We start from the raw sequence: 17,508 nt of genomic DNA, 5'->3' as shown, positions 1-17,508 counted from the left end.
CATCGATGACATAAAATTGCCGTTCGCCTTTCATGCCTGCCTCCCATGAACGCACCCACGGAAGACCGCTGGCGCGACCTGCGCCCGGACCCGGACAACGACACGCCGCTCTATCTGCAGCTCGCGCGCAAGCTGAGCCTCGCGATCCACGACAATCGCTGGAACGCGGGCGAAGCCCTGCCCTCCGAGCGCGTCCTCGCGGAGTCGCTCGGCGTTTCGCGCATCACCGCGCGCAAGGCGATCGCACTGCTCGTCGAGCAGGGCCTGATTCGCCGCACGCAAGGCGCGGGCAGCTTCATCACGCCGCGCATCGAAGACCCGCTCTCGCGCCTCACGAGCTTCAGCGAGATGCTGCGCCAGCGCGGCTTCACGCCGAGCTCGCGCTGGCTCTCGCGCGAAATCCAGCCCGCGAGCCGCGACGAGGTGATCCAGCTCGGGCTCTCGCCGGCGGCGGCCGTCACGCGCCTGAAGCGCCTGCGTCTGGCCGACGGCATCGTCATGGCCGTCGAGAACTCCACCTTCCCCGCCGCGCTGATTCCCGACCCGAACGCGATCGGCGACTCGCTCTACAGCTTTCTCGAACAGCGCGGGCTTTCGATCGTGCGCGCGCTGCAACACTTTCGCGCCGTGAACGCGAGCGACGAAATCGCGCGGCAGATGAGCATCGCGCCCAACGAGGCGCTGCTGCTCATCACGCGCGTGGGCTATACGGCCGATCAGCGCGCCATCGAACTCACCGATACCTACTGCCGCAACGATTATTACGATTTCGTCGCGGAACTGCGCAAGTAGCGCGCGAAAACGCGGTGTCGTCTAGTCGTTCCATGCCGGCGCATCGCTGCCGATCGGCACCGGCGGCCGCGCATGAAACGCCGGCGTGAGTTCTAGCCGCTCGGCGGGCGCCACCGCGCGCACGCGCCCGAACGGCGAAGCCATTTCCTCCAGACAATCGGCGAGATCGGCGGCGCCCACCTCGGGCGCCTGCTGGCCGTCTTCGAGCGTGCCCATCGTCTGCAGCCAGCGGCCCGTTTGCGCGAGCGACAGGCGCACGTGCCAGCTGCCGCCTTCGCGCATGCGCCGCGCGAGCGCGACCATCGCGCCGAACGCGGCCAGATAGCCCGTGGCGTGATCGAGCGCCTGGCACGGCAGCGGGCGAGCCGTCGTGAACGGCGGCGCGCCTGCTGCGGCGCTGCCGTGTCTCGCTGCGACGACGCTCTCGGCCCACACGATGCCGCTCGCCGACTGCACGAGGCTGTCGAAGCCGCGCCGCTCGCGCCACGGCCCACGATGCCCATACGCACTGATCGACACGCACACGATGCCGGGCCGCACCTGCGCAAGCGCCTCGGGCGCGAAGCCGCGCGCGGCGAGCGCACCTGGCCGGTAGCCTTGCACGAACACGTCGGCATCGCGTGCGAGTGCGCGCAACTGCTCGCACGCGGCTGCGTCGCGCAGGTCGAGCGTGGCGGAGCGCTTGCTGCGGCCGTTGTCGATCACGAGCGGCGCAATGTTCGGCAGATGCGCGCCGTTGATGAGCAGCACGTCCGCGCCGTGTTGACCGAGCGTGCGCCCCGCCACCGGCCCCGCGATGATGCGCGTGAGATCGAGCACGCGCACGCCTTCCAGAGGACGCGCGCCGGCGCCCGCCCGCGGCGCCTCGGCGGGCGCGTCGCCAATGCGCTCGATCTCGAACAGCGGCAGGCTCGCCACCGCCTTCGCCTGCTCGTGCGCGGCCCATTCGCGCGGCGCGCGCACGAGCGCGGCGCACAGGCCCGCTTGCGCGAGCGCGTCGTCGAGCGCCGCGCCTTCCCAGCGAAGGATCGCGCGCGCCACGGCGTCGCGCTCGTCCGCGCATTCGAGCACGCGCAGGATGCCCGCAAGGTGATGCGGAAAGTTCGCGTGCAGCTGGACCCAGCGACCGTCGCCGGTCGGGAAGTGACCCGTCACCGGATGACGCAGCTCCGTGGGCGGCTGGCCGTCCACGCTCAAATGGCGCTCGCTGCGAAACGCGGCGAGCGCGCGGCGCACGTCGATCGCCACGCGCTGCGTCCGGCCCGTGCGCAGCGCGTGCAGTTGCGCGGCGGCGAGCCCCGCCGCGCCGATGCTCGCCGCCGCGAGCGTGCCCACGCGAAAGATCGAGGGCAGGCCCGGATCGACGCCTTCGACGTCGAGCCAGTCGAGAGCGGAAGGGTCGCAGCCCGCCAACATCCAGAGGTGTTCGAGCGCGTCGCGTGGCGTCATGGCGTGCAGTCCTTTTGCGAGGGAAGCGGGGAGAAAGCGAGCCGAAGTGATGTCACGCATCGTCGCGCCACTCGAATCCCGGATCAATCTTGATTATCATGATCAACATAGATTGATTTCTCCGGTTCCGGGAGGCGAGCCACCATGTCCAGCTATATGACCGCGGAGCAAGCCGCCGCCGAACTCGGCATCAGCCGCGCCACGCTCTACGCCTATGTGAGCCGCGGACTCATCGCCTCGGCGCCTTCGCCCCATGGCCGCCACAACCGCTACGACGCCGCCGAGGTGCGCCGCCTCGCGCGCCGCAAGGCCGACGGCAAGCGCGCGGGCAAGGTCGCGCAGAAGGTGCTCGACTGGGGCGTGCCCGTGCTCGAATCGTCGATCACGCTGATCGCCGACGGCAAGCTCTTTTATCGCGGCGAGGACGCCATCGCGCTCGCGCGTCAGGCCTCGCTCGAGGAGGTCGCGGCGCTGCTGTGGCAATGCGCGCCGCGCCGCGTGCTGCAGGCGCCCGAGGCGCCCATCGCGGCCGCGCAATGGTCGGCATGGCTGAAGATCTGGAGCGGGCACACGCCGCTGGAGCGCGCGCTCGTTCTGTTGCCGGCCGCCGCCGCGCAAATGCCGCGCATCTGGGCGCAGGGCCGCGACGCGCAAATCGACACCGGTGCGATGCTCATGCGCCTGCTCGCGGCGGCGCTCGTTTCCGCGGCGCCGTCGAACGAGCCGCTGCACCGTCAGCTAGGCGAGGCATGGGGCGTGCGCTCGCGCGCGCAAAACGACCTGCTGCGCGCCGCGCTCGTCCTGTGCGCCGACCACGAGCTGAACGCCTCGACGTTCACGGTGCGCTGCATCACCTCCACGGGTACGCATCTGTTCGGCGCGGCGACGGGCGGCCTGGCCGCCCTGGCCGGGCCGCGCCACGGCGGCGAGACCACGCGCGTCGCCGCGCTCTTCGACGAAGCCGCGCGCGCCGACGATCTGCATCGCTATCTCGCCGACCGTCTCGCGCCCGACGAACTCGGCGCGGCCGTGCCGCTGTCCGGTTTCGGCCACCCGCTCTATCCCGCTGGCGACCCGCGCGCGCGCCTGTTGCTGGACCTGCTCGCACAGCGCGCGCCGGCGCGCTCGCCGATGGACGAAGTCGACGCGCTCGCCCAGGCCGTGGCCGAGACGAGCGGCGCGCGCCCGACGCTCGACTACGCGCTCGCGGCCATGGAGCGCGTGCTGGGGCTGCCGCGCGGCGCGGCATTTACGCTGTTCGCCGCGGGCCGCGTGACGGGCTGGATCGCGCATGCGCTCGAACAGACCGCCGATGGCCGGCTGATCCGTCCGCGCGCAAGGTACGTAGGGGAAATGGAGGGCGAAACGAGGCATGCCGTGCCGCACATCGCGTAACACGCGCCGCTAGTTCAACCCGCCGCCCGCACACCCCACTGCCCGCGCTGCACCCAGCCGCGCAACGTCTCGCCGATGCGCGCCGCCACGCCGCTCGCCCCTGCCGCGCGCACGCGTTCCACGTCGACCGGCGCCACCGTCCACGCTGGCGCAGCGGCGCTTGCGCCGCCCAGCGCCAGCACGAAACGCGCCCCTTCGTGGCCCGCGCTCACGTGCACGCACACGCCCGCGGCGAGCCCGATCGACTCGCCGGCGCGCAGCCAGTAGTCGCCGGCGTCGCCCGCGATCGTGAGCCAGAGTTCGCCTTCGCTTACATGCAATTGCATTGCCTGCGCGAGCCGCCAGGTTTCGACGGGCTCGCCGTGTTCCAGTTCGAAGATTCGGATTTCGCGCATTGCCGTGCTCCTTGCAGACTGGCCGCCGAGTCCCCTCGGACGGCCACCGGAAGGCTGGCTGACAAGGACTTGAAGCGCCTTCCCGGTAGGAGCATTATTGCGATCAGTGACGGACGATCCCATGTACAGTTCCGAACAGTTCATCTGGAACTGTGCAGCCAAAAAACCGAACAGTCACTGCCGTTTCAAACCGCAGCCTGAAGCGCCCTACCCAGCGAGACCCAGATGAAACTCGAACTCGACCGCGCGAGCGACGTGCCGCTCACCGAACAAATCGTCAGCGGCGTGCAGACGTGGATCCGCTCGCGCGCGGCGCACCCGGGCTCGCGCCTGCCGTCGATCCGCCAGTTCGCCACCGATTACGCCATCAGCCGCTTTCCGGTGATCGAGGCCTATGACCGGCTCGTCTCGCTCGGCTATCTCGACTCGCGCCACGGCTCGGGCTTCTACGTGAGCGAGCACGCGCGCGCGGGACTCTCCGGCATGGGTACCTGCGACCTCTCGAACGCCGCCGACGAATCGGGCCACCTGCTCAGCCAGCTCGAACGCGCGGGCGAGCTGCTGCAGCTCGACAGCGGCTCGATCCCGCAGGCGTGGCGCGACATCGACGCGCTCGGTCAGGCGATCCGCCATGTGTCGCGCAGCGACCCGGCGAGCCTCGTCGACTACGGCACGCCAACGGGCGACGCCACGCTGCGCGAGCATCTGTGCAACCGGCTCGCGCCGCTTGGCATCGTCGCCGGGACGCAGCAGATCCTCGTCACTGAAGGCGCGAGCGAAGGCCTCGACCTGCTCATGCGCTACATGCTCAAGCCCGGCGACACGGTATTCGTCGAAGATCCCGGCTACTACAACCTGTACGGTCTGCTCAAGCTGCACGGCGTGCGCCTCGTGGGCATCCGCCGCACGGCAAGCGGGCCCGATCTCGACCATTTGCACGCGATGCTCGCCGAGCACCATCCGCGCGCGTTCTTCGTCAACACCGTGTTCCACAACCCGACCGGCTCGACGATCTCGCCGCCTGTCGCGTTCCGCCTGCTGCAACTCGCGCGCGAGCACCGCTTCACGATCGTCGAGGACGACATCTACGCCGATTTCCAGGCCGACCCCACCGACCGGCTCGCGGCGCTCGACCAGTTCGAGCACGTCGTCTATGTAGGCGGGCTTTCGAAGACGCTCTCCTCGGCGCTGCGCGTGGGCTACGTGGTCGCCAACCCGGCGATCGTGCGCGATCTCGCGTCCATCAAGGCGCTCACCAGCATCAGCGGCTCGCGCTTCTCGCAGGCCGTGGCCGCCACGCTGCTCGAGCGCGGCGCGTACCGCAAATACCTCGAACGGCTGCGCCGGCGCATCGCCGAGGCGCAAGGGTCGGCCACGCGCACACTCGAAGCGCATGGGTGGGAGCTGTTCGGCAGCGCGGCGTCGGCCACCGCGGCGAGCGCGGCGCGCGGCTATGCGCAAACGGGCGGCAAGTTCGTCTGGGCGCGCGTGCCGCACGTGGAGGATTCCACCCGCCTCGCCGCCTGCGGCGAGCCGCTCGGCGTGGCGGTCTCGCCGGGCAGCCACTTCCGCCCGCAAGGCGAGCCGAGCCCGTGGATTCGCATCAACGTGGCGCTCACGCTCGACCCGCGCGCCCAGGCCTTCTTCGCGGCGGCCGCGCGCCTCGACGGATAGACGCGCAAGGCGCGGGTCGCCCCCGGCGCTCACGCCGCCTGCGCCACATTTGCGGCAGCGGGGCCGTCCGTCTGCGTGGGCACGCCGTTTTCCCTACAATGGCGCTTGCCTGCGCGCCCCAGTCCTCGCCCATGTCCGAATCCACCGCTGCGTCCAGCACCGCCCCGTCGCCCCGCTCGTTGTCCGTGATGCTGTGGCTCGTCGCCACCGGCTTCTTCATGCAGACCCTCGATTCGACCATCGTCAACACGGCGTTGCCGGCGATGGCGAGGAGCCTCGGCGAACTACCGTTGCGCATGCAATCAGTCGTGATCGCGTATTCGCTCACGATGGCGGTGATGATCCCCGTATCGGGCTGGCTCGCGGACAAGCTCGGCACACGGCGTGTGTTCCTCGGCGCGATTTTCGTGTTCACGGTCGGCTCGCTCCTGTGCGCGAGCGCGCATACGCTGAACCAGCTCGTGGTCTCGCGCATCGCGCAAGGCGTGGGCGGCGCGATGCTGCTGCCGGTCGGCCGGCTTGCCGTGCTGCGCACGTTTCCCGCCGAACGCTATCTGCCCGCGCTCTCGTTCGTGGCGATTCCGGGGCTGATCGGCCCGCTCATCGGCCCGACGCTCGGCGGCTGGCTCGTGCAGATCGCCTCGTGGCACTGGATCTTTCTCATCAACGTGCCGGTGGGCGTGGTGGGCTGCGTCGCCACCTTCATCTTCATGCCCGACAGCCGCAACCCCGATACGCCGCGCTTCGACCTGCCGGGCTACCTGCTGCTCGTAATCGGCATGCTCGCGATTTCGTTCGCGCTCGACGGGCGCAGCGAGTTCGGCATCCAGCACGCCACCGTGCTCGTGCTCTTCATCCTTTCGCTCGCCGCGTTCGTGGCCTACGGTCTGCACGCGGTGCGCACGCCACAGCCGATCTTCTCGCTCGATCTCTTCAAGATCCACACCTTCAGCGTGGGCCTGCTCGGCAACCTGTTCGCGCGCATCGGCAGCGGCGCGATGCCGTATCTGATTCCGCTGCTGCTCCAGGTGGCGCTCGGCTACACGGCCTTCCAGGCCGGCCTCATGATGCTGCCCACCGCGGCCGCGGGCATGTTCTCGAAGCGCCTCGTGACGTATCTCATCATGCGCTACGGCTACCGCAGCGTACTGGTCTCGAACACGGTGCTCGTGGGCCTCATGATGGCGAGCTTCGCGCTTTCCACGCCCCACGAGCCGCTGTGGATGCGCATCGCGCAACTGGCGATCTTCGGCGCCGTGAACTCGATGCAGTTCACGGCGATGAACACGCTCACGCTCAAGGACCTCGGCACCGGCGGCGCGAGCAGCGGCAACAGCCTCTTCTCGCTCGTGCAAATGCTCTCGATGAGCCTTGGCGTGACCGTCGCGGGCGCGCTGCTCACTACCTTCACGGGCATCATGGGCCACAAGACGGGCGAGAACGTGATTCCGGCGTTCCACGCGACCTTCATTTGCGTGGGCATCATCACGGCGGGTTCGTCGTGGATCTTCGCGCAGCTCTCGCCGGACCTGCGCCGCACCGCGAAGAAGACCGATCCGTCCGAGCGGACCTGACAAGCCGGGGCCGCGGTCGTTGCGGTCGTTGCGGTCGTTGCGGTCGTTGCGGTCGTTGCGGTCGTTGCGGTCGTTGCGGTCGTTGCGGTCGTTGCGGTCGTTGCGGTCGTTGCGGTCGCATCTTCGCCGAGGGCGCGCGCACCGCAAAGGTGCGGCACGCCTCGTGGCCGTGCGCCGCCCGGGTTCGCGCCGGATTCGCGCACCAACCCGCACACCATCCCGAAATGGCGCGTGCCCCATCGCACGGGCCTATGGCCACGGGACCAGGCACTCGCATACTTTTTGCTGCCCTATCCTGTAAACTTGACGCTCACGCGTCCCGCCCGTCACGTCCGTCCCGCGCGCCATCGAAACGAAATGACCAGCATGATCGACCTCGATCCCCCCGGCTTCCAGTCTCGCCCCATCGCCGGCGAAGAAGGTGCCCGCCGCACCGTGCTGTACGGCGGCTACACCGTCTTCAGCGTGTTCCAGCCCGTGTTTTCGGTCGCGCACCGGCGCGCGATCGGCTATCACGCGTCGCTGCGCGCACACGACGAGCAGGGCCAGCAGGCGCCCTCGCAGGAAGTGTTCACGCAGGCGGCGCGCCGCGGCGACCTGCTCGAGCTGGGGCGCCTCGCGGAATCGCTGCATCTGGGCAATTTCAACGCGTTCGATTCGCATGACGAATGGCTCTTTCTGAGCCTGCACCCGGCCGCGCTCATGGATACGAGCTACGGCGACGCGCTGCTCGCCGGCCTCAAGGCGCTCGGCCTGCAGCCGCAGCGGGTGGTGCTGGAAGTGTCGGAGCAGGCGGGCGGCGAGAATTCGCGCTTCGCGGAAATCATCGACGGATTGCGCAAGGCGGGCTTCGTGATCGCGCTGGATGGCTTCGGCGCGAAGCATTCGAACATCGACCGCGTCTGGCAGCTGCGGCCCGACATCGTTACGCTCGACCGCAGCCTGCTCGCCCAGGCGAGCCGCCACGCGCATATTGAGCGCGTGCTGCCGGGGCTCGTCTCGATGCTGCACGAGTCGGGTCAGCTCGTGCTCGTGGGCGGACTTTCGACCGAGCGCGACGCGCTGATCGCGCTGGAGAGCAACGCCGACTTCGTGCAGGGCGCGTATTTCGCGCGGCCCGACGTCGAGCCGGTGCCGCCGGCCAGGGCCGCGCAGCTCATGGACGATCTTTCGGCGCGCCTGCGCGAGCGCGTGGCCGCGCGCGAGCGTTCGCAGTCGGCGCGTCTCGCGCCGTACGTGAGCGCCATCGAAGCGGCGGCGAAGCAGCTTGCCGAGGGCGCGAACATGAACGACGCCACGCTGCCGCTGCTCGGCCTCGACGACACGGCGCGCTGCTTCCTGCTCGACGCGTCGGGCCGCCAGATCGGCGACAACGTGCTGCCCGACGGCCGCACGTCGCAGCGCGCCAAGCGCTTCCGGCCGCTGCTGCATTCCGAGGGCGCAAGCTGGGAACGGCGGCCTTACTTCATCGGTGCCATGAAGGCGCCGGGCCGCGTGCAGTTCACGCCGCCCTATCTGTCGATCAACGAGGCGCACCTGTGCGTCACGGCCTCGGTCGCCGTGCAGACGGAGCACGGCGTGCAGGTGCTGTGCGTCGATATCAACTGGGACGCCGCCTTGCGCGGCTAGCGCGCGTTCAGGCCGAGGCCGGGCTCACGCGAAGACGAGCGGCTGCGTGTGCAGCGTCGCGCAGTCGTGCGTGGCGGACGCGCGAGCGCTGACGGTAAGCGTAGACACGCACGCCGCGCCGTCGCTCGAGGCGAGCCGGGCCAGCATCCTGCGCACCGCCTCGCCGCCGAAAGCCCGGTTGGCTGCCTGAAGCCGGTTGGCCGGCCCCGCGCTCCCCTCTTCCAGCGCCGCGACACAAACCACCGGCTCGGGCAGCCCGTCGCGGTCGTCGCGCACATGCAGCCAGGCGGCGAGCGCGCCGTCCTGCGCGACGAGCGCCACGCCGGGCTCGCCGTCCAGCGCTAGCGCCTCGGCACGCAGAACATGCGCGGCGGGCGCTTCTTGCCGGGACTCGCCGTGAGCCGCCTCCGCCACGCTCGCCGCGACCAGCGCGTTTGCCGTCACTCCCAGCAAGTCCATCAATCCCACGCGATCCTGTGCATGCAGCACGTCGCGCAGACGCTCGACCGTGCGCGCGTGCTGCACCTTGTCGGCCGGCGCCGCCTGCGGCGCGGCCTCGCGGGCGAGTCGAACGCGGGCACGCCGCACGATCTGCCGGCAATGCTCGTTCGTGCACCCGGTGAGCGCGCCGATCTGCGCGTAGTCGCAGTCGAAGGCCTCACGCAGCACGAACACCGCCTGCTCGAGGGGTCCCAGCCTTTCGAGCAGGAGCAGCAGCGCGTCCGAGAAGCGCCGCGTACGCAAGCCCGCCTCTTCCGCCGAAGGCGCCGCGTCGTCGAGCCACGCGGCCTCGTGTTCGCCTGCATGCTCGCGACGCAGGCGCCGCAGCCGGTCGATCGCGAGGCGCACGGTGACCGTGGCGAGCCACGCCCGCGGTGCGCGCAAGGCTTGCGCGTCGGCGTCGCGCCAGCGAAACCACGCGTCCTGCACGACATCCTCGGCCTCCGCACGGCTGCCCAGCACGCGTGCGGCCAGCGCAATGAGCCGCCCGCGCGCCTCGCCGAAGGCGGCGGCGCGGCGCGCGTCGGTCCACGCTGCTGCGCCAGGCCCGGCTTCGTCGCTCACTGGGGTCGCAGCCTCATTGCGCCCAGCGCCCTCCAGACTCGTTCCTTCGATTGTGTCGATCGCCTGCGTCATTCGCTTCGCTCCTTCGCCATGCGTGCTCGCTGCCGCCCGTTTCCCTCATGACGTCCGGCACGCGGCCGGCGTGACAGCCCCACGCAAAAATATTTTCGTCACGCGCGAGGCGCGCCGGGCGTCATGACAGCAGCGGCGCAATCGCGCCGTCAACGGAAAAACCACGAGGCCAGTCATGCCATCCCTTGCACTGAATCATGCAGCATTGCCGCCGAGCGCGCTCAATCTCGTCCCGACCGTGATCGAAACCTCGGGGCGCGGCGAGCGCGCCTACGACATCTACTCGCGCCTCCTGCGCGAGCGCATCGTGTTCCTCGTCGGGCCGGTGACCGAACAGAGCGCGAGCCTCGTGGTCGCGCAACTGCTCTTTCTGGAAGCGGAAAACGCGGACAAGGACATCAGCCTCTATATCAACTCGCCGGGCGGTTCGGTCTACGACGGACTCGCCATTTACGACACGATGCAGTTCATCAAGCCCGATGTCTCGACGTTGTGCACGGGATTCGCCGCCAGCATGGGATCGTTCTTGCTCGCCGCGGGTGCCAAGGGAAAACGCTTCGCACTACCGAACGCACGCATCATGATCCATCAACCTTCGGGGGGCGGCCAGGGCACCGCCGCCGATGTCGAGCTGCAGGCACGCGAGATCCTGTACCTGCGCGAGCGCCTGAACGCGATGCTCGCCGCGCGCACCGGACGCGGCATCGAGCAGATCGCGCACGACAGCGACCGCGACAACTTCATGTCGGCCCACGCGGCCGCCGAGTACGGCTTGATCGACCGCGTGATCGAGTCGCGCGACGACCCGTTACTGCGCTAGGGCGCGGTGTCCGCGGCTCGCGGGCTCACGCGAGCCGCACGGCGAGCCACGCCGCCAGCACGCCCTTGTACTCGGCGACCAGCAGCTTGCGCTCCTTCGGTTTCGCCGCGGCGTATAGTGGGTTGAGGCTCTTGATGACCTGCAGCATGACTTCGGCCACGCGATAGGCCTCATCGGACGCAAGCGCCGGCTGATAACGCAGGAAGAGCGCCGTGAACCGCTGGCGCAGCAGATTGCGCACGGCCGCATCGCGCTTGAAGCCGAGCGGCACGGAAAGCAGGGGCAAATAGGCGGGATAGTCGTGCATCAGATCGACCATCAGGTCGAACAGACGCTCGACTAGCTGCGCGAGCGGCAGCTTGCCTGCATCGTCGTGCGCGGCGATGAGCGCGCTCCAGCGCGCGTCCATTTCGTCGCCGTAGCGCTTGCGCAGTGCGAGAGCCAGTGCCTCCTTGTTCGGAAAATACTGGTACGCCGCGCCCACCGAGACGCCCGCCTGCTGCGCGATCTGCGTCATCGTCGCCGCTTCGAAGCCGCGCTCGGCGAAGGCCTCGCCCGCGGCCTCGAGCAGCGCGTCGACCGTGCGCGCCGCGCGTTCCTGGCGCGGCACGCGCCGGGCGTTTTCGCGTGCCGCTTCCTTTTGCGCCTCCTTGCGCGCGAGCGGATCTGCCGCCATATCTGAAGCCTCCTTCACATTCGTGTATGATTATGTGAAGCCATCCTCACATATAGGTGAACCATGACGCAAGCACTTTCACTGAACGCGCGCACCACGGCGCTCGTGATGATCGACCTTCAGCACGGCATCGTAGGCCGCCAGATCGCGCCCTATAGCGGCGCGCAGGTCGTGGCCAACGCCAAACCGCTCGCCGACGCGCTGCGCGCCAAGGGCGGCACCGTCGTCTGGGTGCACGTGCTCCTGAACGAACTGCTCGCGCTGCCCGCCGACGCGCCCGGCCGCACGCCCGACACCCCGCCCGCACCGGCCGAAGCCTCCGAACTCGTGCCCGGGATCGGCGCACAACCCGAGGACGTGATCGTCGCGAAGCGCCAATGGGGCGCGTTCTACGGCACCAACCTCGAGCAGCAGCTGCGCCGCCGCGGCATCGACACCATCGTCATCGGCGGCATCGCCACGAACTTCGGCGTCGAATCCACCGCGCGCGCGGCGTTCGATCTCGGCTTCAAGCTCGTGTTCGTCGAAGACGCCACCTCGGGTCTGAACGAAGAGATGCATCACTTCTCGTTCGAGAAGCTGTTCCGCCATATGGGCCACGTGCGCTCGACGCAGGAAACCATCGCCGCGTTTGTGTAAATCCGTTTGTGTAAAACGCTTCGCTCAAAACAAAAAAGCCCTCGATTCGCATCGAGGGCTTTTTGCATGTGCCGCAGCCAGTGCGGCGCATTCAGCAGGGCTTCGTATTACGCGAAGTTCTGTGCTGCGAAGTTCCAGTTCACGATGTTCCAGAACGCTTCGACGAACTTCGGACGCGCGTTGCGGTAGTCGATGTAGTAAGCGTGTTCCCACACGTCGATCGTGAGGAGCGCCTTCGCGTCGGTCGTGAGCGGCGTGGCGGCGTTGCTGGTCGACACGATGTCGAGCGAGCCGTCAGCCTTCTTCACGAGCCAAGTCCAGCCCGAACCGAAGTTGCCCACGGCAGCCTTCGTGAAGGCTTCCTTGAACGCGTCGTAGGAGCCCCACTTCGCGTTGATCGCGTCGCCGAGCGCGCCCGACGGTGCGCCGCCGCCTTGCGGCGAGAGGCTGTTCCAGAAGAACGTGTGATTCCAGATCTGCGCCGAGTTGTTGAACACGCCACCCGACGACTTCTTGACGATCTCTTCGAGCGAGAGCTTTTCGAACTCGGTGCCCGGAATCAGGTTGTTCAGATTCGTGACGTAAGCCTGGTGGTGCTTGCCGTAGTGGAACTCGAGCGTCTCTTCCGACATGTGCGGAGCGAGGGCGTTCTTCGCGAACGGCAGCGGCGGGAGCGTAAATGACATGATGCGGTTCCTTCGTCGTGTTATGGGGAGTTCTGCGTGAAGTTCTACAAATTCGCCGGCATGGAGCACTCGATTGTAGGCGAGTTGGAATAACCCCGCAAACGAGCGGCCTTTATGCCGGATATCGTTTGCGCAGGGCGTTTCCGCATCAACCGCGATGCGGTTTTTCGCCGATCCAGCGACGCTCGAACAACGCTTTCCATGCCGGATTTGCACGCAGGCAGGACGGCTGCAATCGCGTTGCAATCTCCGCGCAACCGGCGTGCAAACTTCCTGCAACGAGACTGCAACAATCGTTCGCCGCCACGATTGTTCGTCGAGGCGAAGCGATCGGGCGATGGCGCCGGTGCCTCGCTGAGCAGCAAGCAACGGGCCCGACAGGCCGCCCGCGAACCCGGGTCAGAAACCGTCGGCGAGGCGCGGCTGGACATCGGCGAGCGCGACGTCGGCGCTGCCTTGGGCGAGATGCACGGTGAGGCGCTTGCCCGGTTTGAGCGTGGCGGGCGAGCGCACGGCCGCGCCGCTTTGCGCGTCGAGCAGCGCCGCGTAGCCGCGCTCGAACGTGCGCTGCGGGCTCAGCACTTCGAGCCGCGCCGTGAGTTCCGAAACGCGCGCCGCTTCGCGCTCGCGCTGGCGCGCGAAGGCGCCGTCCAGACGCCGGCCGAGCGACTCCAGCCGGGCGCGCTGCGCGGCGGCGTCGGGCCGCGCGCGCTGCCAGCGCATCTGCATGACGTTCAGGCGCGCACGCGCCTCGGCGCTGGCACGCGAACCCGCCGAGGCGAGCCGTATCGTCAACTGGCGCAAGTGGGTGCGCTGCTGCGCAAGCCGTTCGACGGGCGAAACGAGCCGGCGCGCCAGCCAGTCGAGCTGCTGCGCGCGGCGCTCGAGCAGACGGCCGAAATCGCGGGCCAGCGCGGCATGGCGCTGGTCGAGGTCGCGCAGCAGCAGCGTGCGCTGCGGACTGACGAGTTCGGCCGCGCCAGTGGGCGTCGGCGCGCGCACGTCGGCGGCGAAATCGGCGATCGTGAAATCGGTTTCGTGCCCCACGCCGCTCACCACCGGAATGGCGCTGGCCGCGATCGCACGGGCAAGCGCCTCGTCGTTGAACGACCACAGGTCCTCGATCGAGCCGCCGCCGCGGCACAGCACGAGCACGTCCACCTCGTTGCGCGCATTCGCGGTCGCCAGCATCGCCGTGAGCTTTTCTGCCGAGCCCGCGCCCTGCACCGGCGCGGGATAGACGATCACCGGCACGTGCGGCGCGCGGCGGCACAGCGTGGTGAGCACGTCGCGCAGCGCGGCGGCCTGCATCGACGTAATCACGCCGATCGCGCGCGGATGCGAGGGCAGCGGGCGTTTGCGCTCCGGGTCGAAGAGCCCTTCGGCCTCGAGTTGCGCCTTCAGCCGCAGGAAGGCTTCGTAGAGGCGGCCCTGGCCGGTGCGCCGCACGGCCTCGACGTTCAGCTGAAGTTCGCCGCGCGGCTCGTACATCGTGACGAGCGCGCGCACTTCGATGCGGTCGCCTTCACGCGGCGTGAATTCGGCGTACTGCGCGCGGCCGCGGAACATCACGCAGCGAATCTGCGCCTGGGCGTCCTTGATCGAGAAGTACCAGTGGCCACTCGCGGCGCGCGTAAAGTTGGAAACTTCGCCGGAAATCCATGCCAGCGGGAACGTGCGCTCGAGCATCGAGGCGATCGCCCGGTTGAGCGCCGAGACCGGCACGACGACGTCGCCCGAAGGCGCGGAGGAAGCGGAAAAACGGTCGGATAGCATGCGTAAGGGTGTGGAGAAACCTTGGCCGGACAGACGATAGACCGTTCGGGGGGCGGTAGTCCAGCATGAATGAGACCCGGCCCGCAAGCCCCGCGAAGTGTCCACATCGGCGCTGTCATGCGGCATGATGGCCGCGGCTGGCCCGCAAACGCTGAAAAAACGGCTCATACCGTTGATTTTTATACGTTTTTTATCGATATCACATCCTTACAGGCCGATGGAGAGGCCAACGAATGGGCCTTTGCGCCTTCCCGGGACCTACTTCTCCACAAAGTTATCCACAGGCGGCGAATTTTCGGGCGTTTCGCGCGGCTTGCAGGCAACCGACAATTGCGTACGGCCCGGCAACTTGCCGCGTAACGCCTACCCGCGCTAGAGTGCCGGGTTCACGAGCGCCTGTGCCGCGTCACGCGAAGCGCCGGTTGCTCGCCTGCGCAGGTCATTCGTCTGCCGTCTTGTTTGTCGCTCAGCTCACCTGGAACCGGAGAACCGACCCGATGCCCGCCCTGCCTGTCTGCTTCCCGCATGCCGCGTGCGGCGCTTCGCGCGCAAATTGCCGATGAGCGGCCCCGTCCCCAGTCTCAAGGAACGCCTCGAAGCGCAGTTTGCGCACGCCTGGCAACGCCGCGGCGCGCTCGCCTGGGCACTCACGCCGCTCGCCGCCGTGTTCGCCGCCGTGAGCGGTGCACGCCGCGCCGCCTTTGCGGCGGGCTGGCTCAAGCGCGTGCGCGTGGGCGTGCCCGTGGTGGTGGTCGGCAACGTGACCGTGGGCGGTACGGGCAAAACGCCCACGGTGATCGCGCTCGTCGAGGCGCTGCGCGCCGCGGGCTTCTCGCCGGGCGTGGTCTCGCGCGGGTATGGCGCGAAAATCGCCCGCCCTACGCCCGTCACAGCAGATACGCCCGCGCGCCTTTGCGGCGACGAGCCCCTGCTGATCGCCCGCCGCACGGGCGTGCCCGTCTGGGTCTCGCCCGACCGCGTGGCGGCGGCCACGGCGCTGTGCGGCGCTCACAGCGACGTCGACGTGATCGTGAGCGACGACGGCCTGCAGCACTACCGCCTCGCGCGCGACGTCGAGGTCGTGGTGTTCGACCATCGCCTGGGCGGCAATGGCTTTCTGCTGCCGGCGGGCCCGCTGCGCGAGCCGCTCTCGCGTCGGCGCGACGCCACGCTGGTGAACAATCCGTTCGAGCGTACGCTGCCCGCCTGGCCCAATACCTTCGCGCTCAAGCTCGAACCCGGCGACGCCTGGCATCTCGCCAATCCGGCGCTGCGCCGACCGCTCGCGCAGTTTGCCGCGGGCACGGCCGCAGCGGGACAAGGCGCAGGCACACAGGGATCGCAGGGTGCGCTGCGCCTCGTGGCGGCGGCCGGCATCGGTTCGCCGGAGCGCTTTTTCGCGACGCTGCGCGCGGCCGGCCTCGCGCCGCAAACCCTGCCGCTGCCGGACCACTACGCCTACGCCAGCAACCCGTTCGCCGACGTCACCGCCGACGCCATCCTGGTCACCGAAAAGGATGCAGTAAAATTGGGGGCCTGGAACGATGCGCGCATCTGGGTCGTCCCCGTTGAAGCCGCGCTCGATCATCGCCTCATTACCCTGGTTGTGGAGAAACTTCGTGGACGCTCGTCTGCTTGAAATCCTGGTCTGCCCGATCTGCAAGGGCCCGCTCAGCTATGACCGCGCCGCGCAGGAGCTGATCTGCAACGCCGACAAGCTCGCCTACCCGATCCGCGACGGCATTCCGGTCATGCTCGTCGACGAAGCGCGTCAAACCGTGGAAGGCACGCCGGTCGATCCGCACGGGCCGAGCGCCGCGTAAGGCGTGCGGGCGGCGCCGTGCGCGCCGCTTGCTCCGCTCATCTCGTCTTATCGGCTCGAAACCGGATCACGCGCGCCGCCCCCCGGCGCGCTGTCGTCTCCCAAGGCGGTTTCCCGAACCGGTTTCCCAATCCCCTTTCCTGTCCTAGCTCCAACTGGCCATGATCGCTCCCGTGCAACCCTTCATCGCCGTCGTCCCGGCGCGTCTCGCGTCCACGCGGCTGCCGAACAAACCGCTCGCCGACATCGGCGGCAAGCCCATGGTGGTGCGCGTGGCCGAGCGCGCACGCGATTCGGGCGCGCAGCAGGTGCTGATCGCCTCGGACGCCCAGAGCGTGCTCGACGCCGCCCGTGCCCACGGTTTCGAGGCCGTGCTCACGCGCGCCGACCACCCGTCGGGCACCGACCGCTTAGCCGAGGTCGCCGAGCACTACGGCTGGAGCGACGAGACGATCGTGGTCAACGTGCAGGGCGACGAGCCGCTGATCGACCCGGCACTCGTGTGCGACGTTGCGTCGCACCTCGCCGCGCACCCCGAATGCGCGATCGCCACCGCCGCGCATCCGATCACGGCGCCCGACGAAATCTTCAGCCCGAACGTCGTGAAGGTCGTGCTCGACGCCCGCGGCGTTGCCCTCTACTTTTCGCGCGCGCCGATTCCCTGGGCCCGTGACGCCTGGCAGCCGCACTGGTCGCCGGCGCGCCTCGATCTCGGCGCAATGGCCGCCCCGCCGGCTCCCGCGACCGTTTATCGCCACATCGGCCTGTACGCGTACCGCGCGAAATTCCTGCGCAGCTACCCCTCGCTCGCGCATTCGCCGATCGAGCAGGTCGAGGCGCTGGAACAGCTTCGCGCGATGTGGCACGGCGAGCGCATCGCCGTGCTCGTGACGACCGAGGCACCCGCGCCGGGCGTCGACACCCCCGCCGACCTCGCCCGTGTGCAGGCGTTATACCGGCCTTAATTCCGTCCGTGGGGCAAAAATCCCATGGCATAATCAATTGTTTGCGCGAGCCGTCTAAAGCCTTTGTGCGTCGGGGTTT

At 68.7% G+C, this 17,508-nt stretch carries 16 protein-coding genes; 10 read left to right on the top strand and 6 right to left on the bottom strand.

The window, feature by feature from the left end; all coding sequences use genetic code 11:
- Positions 1-45: 45 nt before the first annotated feature.
- Positions 46-792: a GntR family transcriptional regulator gene (locus AB4Y40_RS10820; RefSeq protein ID WP_368604054.1), complete on the top strand. Its 747-nt coding sequence runs from the start codon at positions 46-48 to the stop codon at positions 790-792.
- 21 nt (positions 793-813) lie between these two features.
- On the opposite strand, the gene AB4Y40_RS10815 is transcribed toward AB4Y40_RS10820, so the two are convergent.
- Positions 814-2,241 carry a CoA transferase gene (locus tag AB4Y40_RS10815; RefSeq protein ID WP_368687654.1) on the bottom strand — a complete coding sequence of 476 codons (1,428 nt, stop codon included), beginning with the start codon at positions 2,239-2,241 and terminating at the stop codon, positions 814-816.
- A gap of 144 nt (positions 2,242-2,385) precedes the next feature.
- Here AB4Y40_RS10815 and AB4Y40_RS10810 point away from each other — a divergent pair, with 144 nt between their 5' ends.
- A complete protein-coding gene (locus AB4Y40_RS10810) occupies positions 2,386-3,636 on the top strand; it encodes a citrate synthase family protein (protein WP_368687653.1) in 1,251 nt (416 codons plus the stop codon).
- Positions 3,637-3,650: 14 nt separating this feature from the next.
- Here the strand turns inward: AB4Y40_RS10810 and AB4Y40_RS10805 are convergent, their stop codons facing one another.
- On the bottom strand, positions 3,651-4,031 hold the full coding sequence (locus tag AB4Y40_RS10805) for a DUF2917 domain-containing protein (protein ID WP_368687652.1): 381 nt from the start codon (positions 4,029-4,031) through the stop codon (positions 3,651-3,653).
- Positions 4,032-4,256: 225 nt separating this feature from the next.
- On the opposite strand from AB4Y40_RS10805, the gene AB4Y40_RS10800 reads away from it, so the two are divergent.
- The 3 genes from AB4Y40_RS10800 to AB4Y40_RS10790 all read left to right on the top strand — a co-directional run bounded on the left by AB4Y40_RS10800 (position 4,257) and on the right by AB4Y40_RS10790 (position 8,908).
- Complete coding sequence (locus AB4Y40_RS10800; RefSeq protein WP_368687651.1) at positions 4,257-5,705, top strand: PLP-dependent aminotransferase family protein; 1,449 nt, start codon at positions 4,257-4,259, stop codon at positions 5,703-5,705.
- 98 nt (positions 5,706-5,803) lie between these two features.
- Positions 5,804-7,279 (top strand): multidrug transporter subunit MdtD, encoded by a 1,476-nt coding sequence (gene mdtD, locus AB4Y40_RS10795; protein WP_368687650.1) that lies wholly within the window; start codon positions 5,804-5,806, stop codon positions 7,277-7,279.
- A 357-nt stretch (positions 7,280-7,636) separates the two neighbouring features.
- Entirely contained in the window at positions 7,637-8,908 is a 1,272-nt protein-coding gene (locus tag AB4Y40_RS10790; RefSeq protein WP_368687649.1) for an EAL domain-containing protein, read from the top strand.
- A 24-nt stretch (positions 8,909-8,932) separates the two neighbouring features.
- Here AB4Y40_RS10790 and AB4Y40_RS10785 read toward each other — a convergent pair whose 3' ends face one another.
- Positions 8,933-10,045: a sigma-70 family RNA polymerase sigma factor gene (locus AB4Y40_RS10785; protein WP_368687648.1), complete on the bottom strand. Its 1,113-nt coding sequence runs from the start codon at positions 10,043-10,045 to the stop codon at positions 8,933-8,935.
- A gap of 175 nt (positions 10,046-10,220) precedes the next feature.
- Here AB4Y40_RS10785 and clpP point away from each other — a divergent pair, with 175 nt between their 5' ends.
- Positions 10,221-10,865, top strand: a complete 645-nt coding sequence (gene clpP / locus AB4Y40_RS10780) for an ATP-dependent Clp endopeptidase proteolytic subunit ClpP (RefSeq protein WP_368687647.1) — start codon at positions 10,221-10,223, stop codon at positions 10,863-10,865.
- A gap of 25 nt (positions 10,866-10,890) precedes the next feature.
- Here clpP and AB4Y40_RS10775 read toward each other — a convergent pair whose 3' ends face one another.
- On the bottom strand, positions 10,891-11,541 hold the full coding sequence (locus AB4Y40_RS10775; RefSeq protein ID WP_368687646.1) for a TetR family transcriptional regulator: 651 nt from the start codon (positions 11,539-11,541) through the stop codon (positions 10,891-10,893).
- Between the two features lie 63 nt (positions 11,542-11,604).
- On the opposite strand from AB4Y40_RS10775, the gene AB4Y40_RS10770 reads away from it, so the two are divergent.
- On the top strand, positions 11,605-12,180 hold the full coding sequence (locus tag AB4Y40_RS10770; protein ID WP_342921129.1) for an isochorismatase family protein: 576 nt from the start codon (positions 11,605-11,607) through the stop codon (positions 12,178-12,180).
- 107 nt (positions 12,181-12,287) lie between these two features.
- Here AB4Y40_RS10770 and sodB read toward each other — a convergent pair whose 3' ends face one another.
- Positions 12,288-12,866: a superoxide dismutase [Fe] gene (gene sodB, locus AB4Y40_RS10765; protein WP_042266176.1), complete on the bottom strand. Its 579-nt coding sequence runs from the start codon at positions 12,864-12,866 to the stop codon at positions 12,288-12,290.
- A gap of 399 nt (positions 12,867-13,265) precedes the next feature.
- On the bottom strand, positions 13,266-14,642 hold the full coding sequence (gene xseA, locus AB4Y40_RS10760) for an exodeoxyribonuclease VII large subunit (protein WP_368687645.1): 1,377 nt from the start codon (positions 14,640-14,642) through the stop codon (positions 13,266-13,268).
- A gap of 559 nt (positions 14,643-15,201) precedes the next feature.
- Here xseA and lpxK point away from each other — a divergent pair.
- The 3 genes from lpxK (at position 15,202) to kdsB (ending at position 17,429) form a co-directional block, all read left to right on the top strand.
- Positions 15,202-16,281 carry a tetraacyldisaccharide 4'-kinase gene (gene lpxK / locus AB4Y40_RS10755; RefSeq protein WP_368687644.1) on the top strand — a complete coding sequence of 360 codons (1,080 nt, stop codon included), beginning with the start codon at positions 15,202-15,204 and terminating at the stop codon, positions 16,279-16,281.
- Positions 16,262-16,465 carry a Trm112 family protein gene (locus tag AB4Y40_RS10750; protein WP_042266182.1) on the top strand — a complete coding sequence of 68 codons (204 nt, stop codon included), beginning with the start codon at positions 16,262-16,264 and terminating at the stop codon, positions 16,463-16,465. The genes lpxK and AB4Y40_RS10750 overlap by 20 nt, the downstream gene beginning before the upstream one ends.
- A gap of 160 nt (positions 16,466-16,625) precedes the next feature.
- Positions 16,626-17,429 (top strand): 3-deoxy-manno-octulosonate cytidylyltransferase, encoded by an 804-nt coding sequence (kdsB, locus tag AB4Y40_RS10745; RefSeq protein WP_368687643.1) that lies wholly within the window; start codon positions 16,626-16,628, stop codon positions 17,427-17,429.
- Positions 17,430-17,508: the final 79 nt, after the last annotated feature.

The organism is Paraburkholderia sp. EG287B (genome assembly GCF_040965595.1).
In the GTDB taxonomy this organism is placed as follows: Bacteria; Pseudomonadota; Gammaproteobacteria; order Burkholderiales; family Burkholderiaceae; genus Paraburkholderia.
Note: the sequence above shows the minus strand (reverse complement) of the source record. Positions and strands in the feature narration are given on the sequence as shown.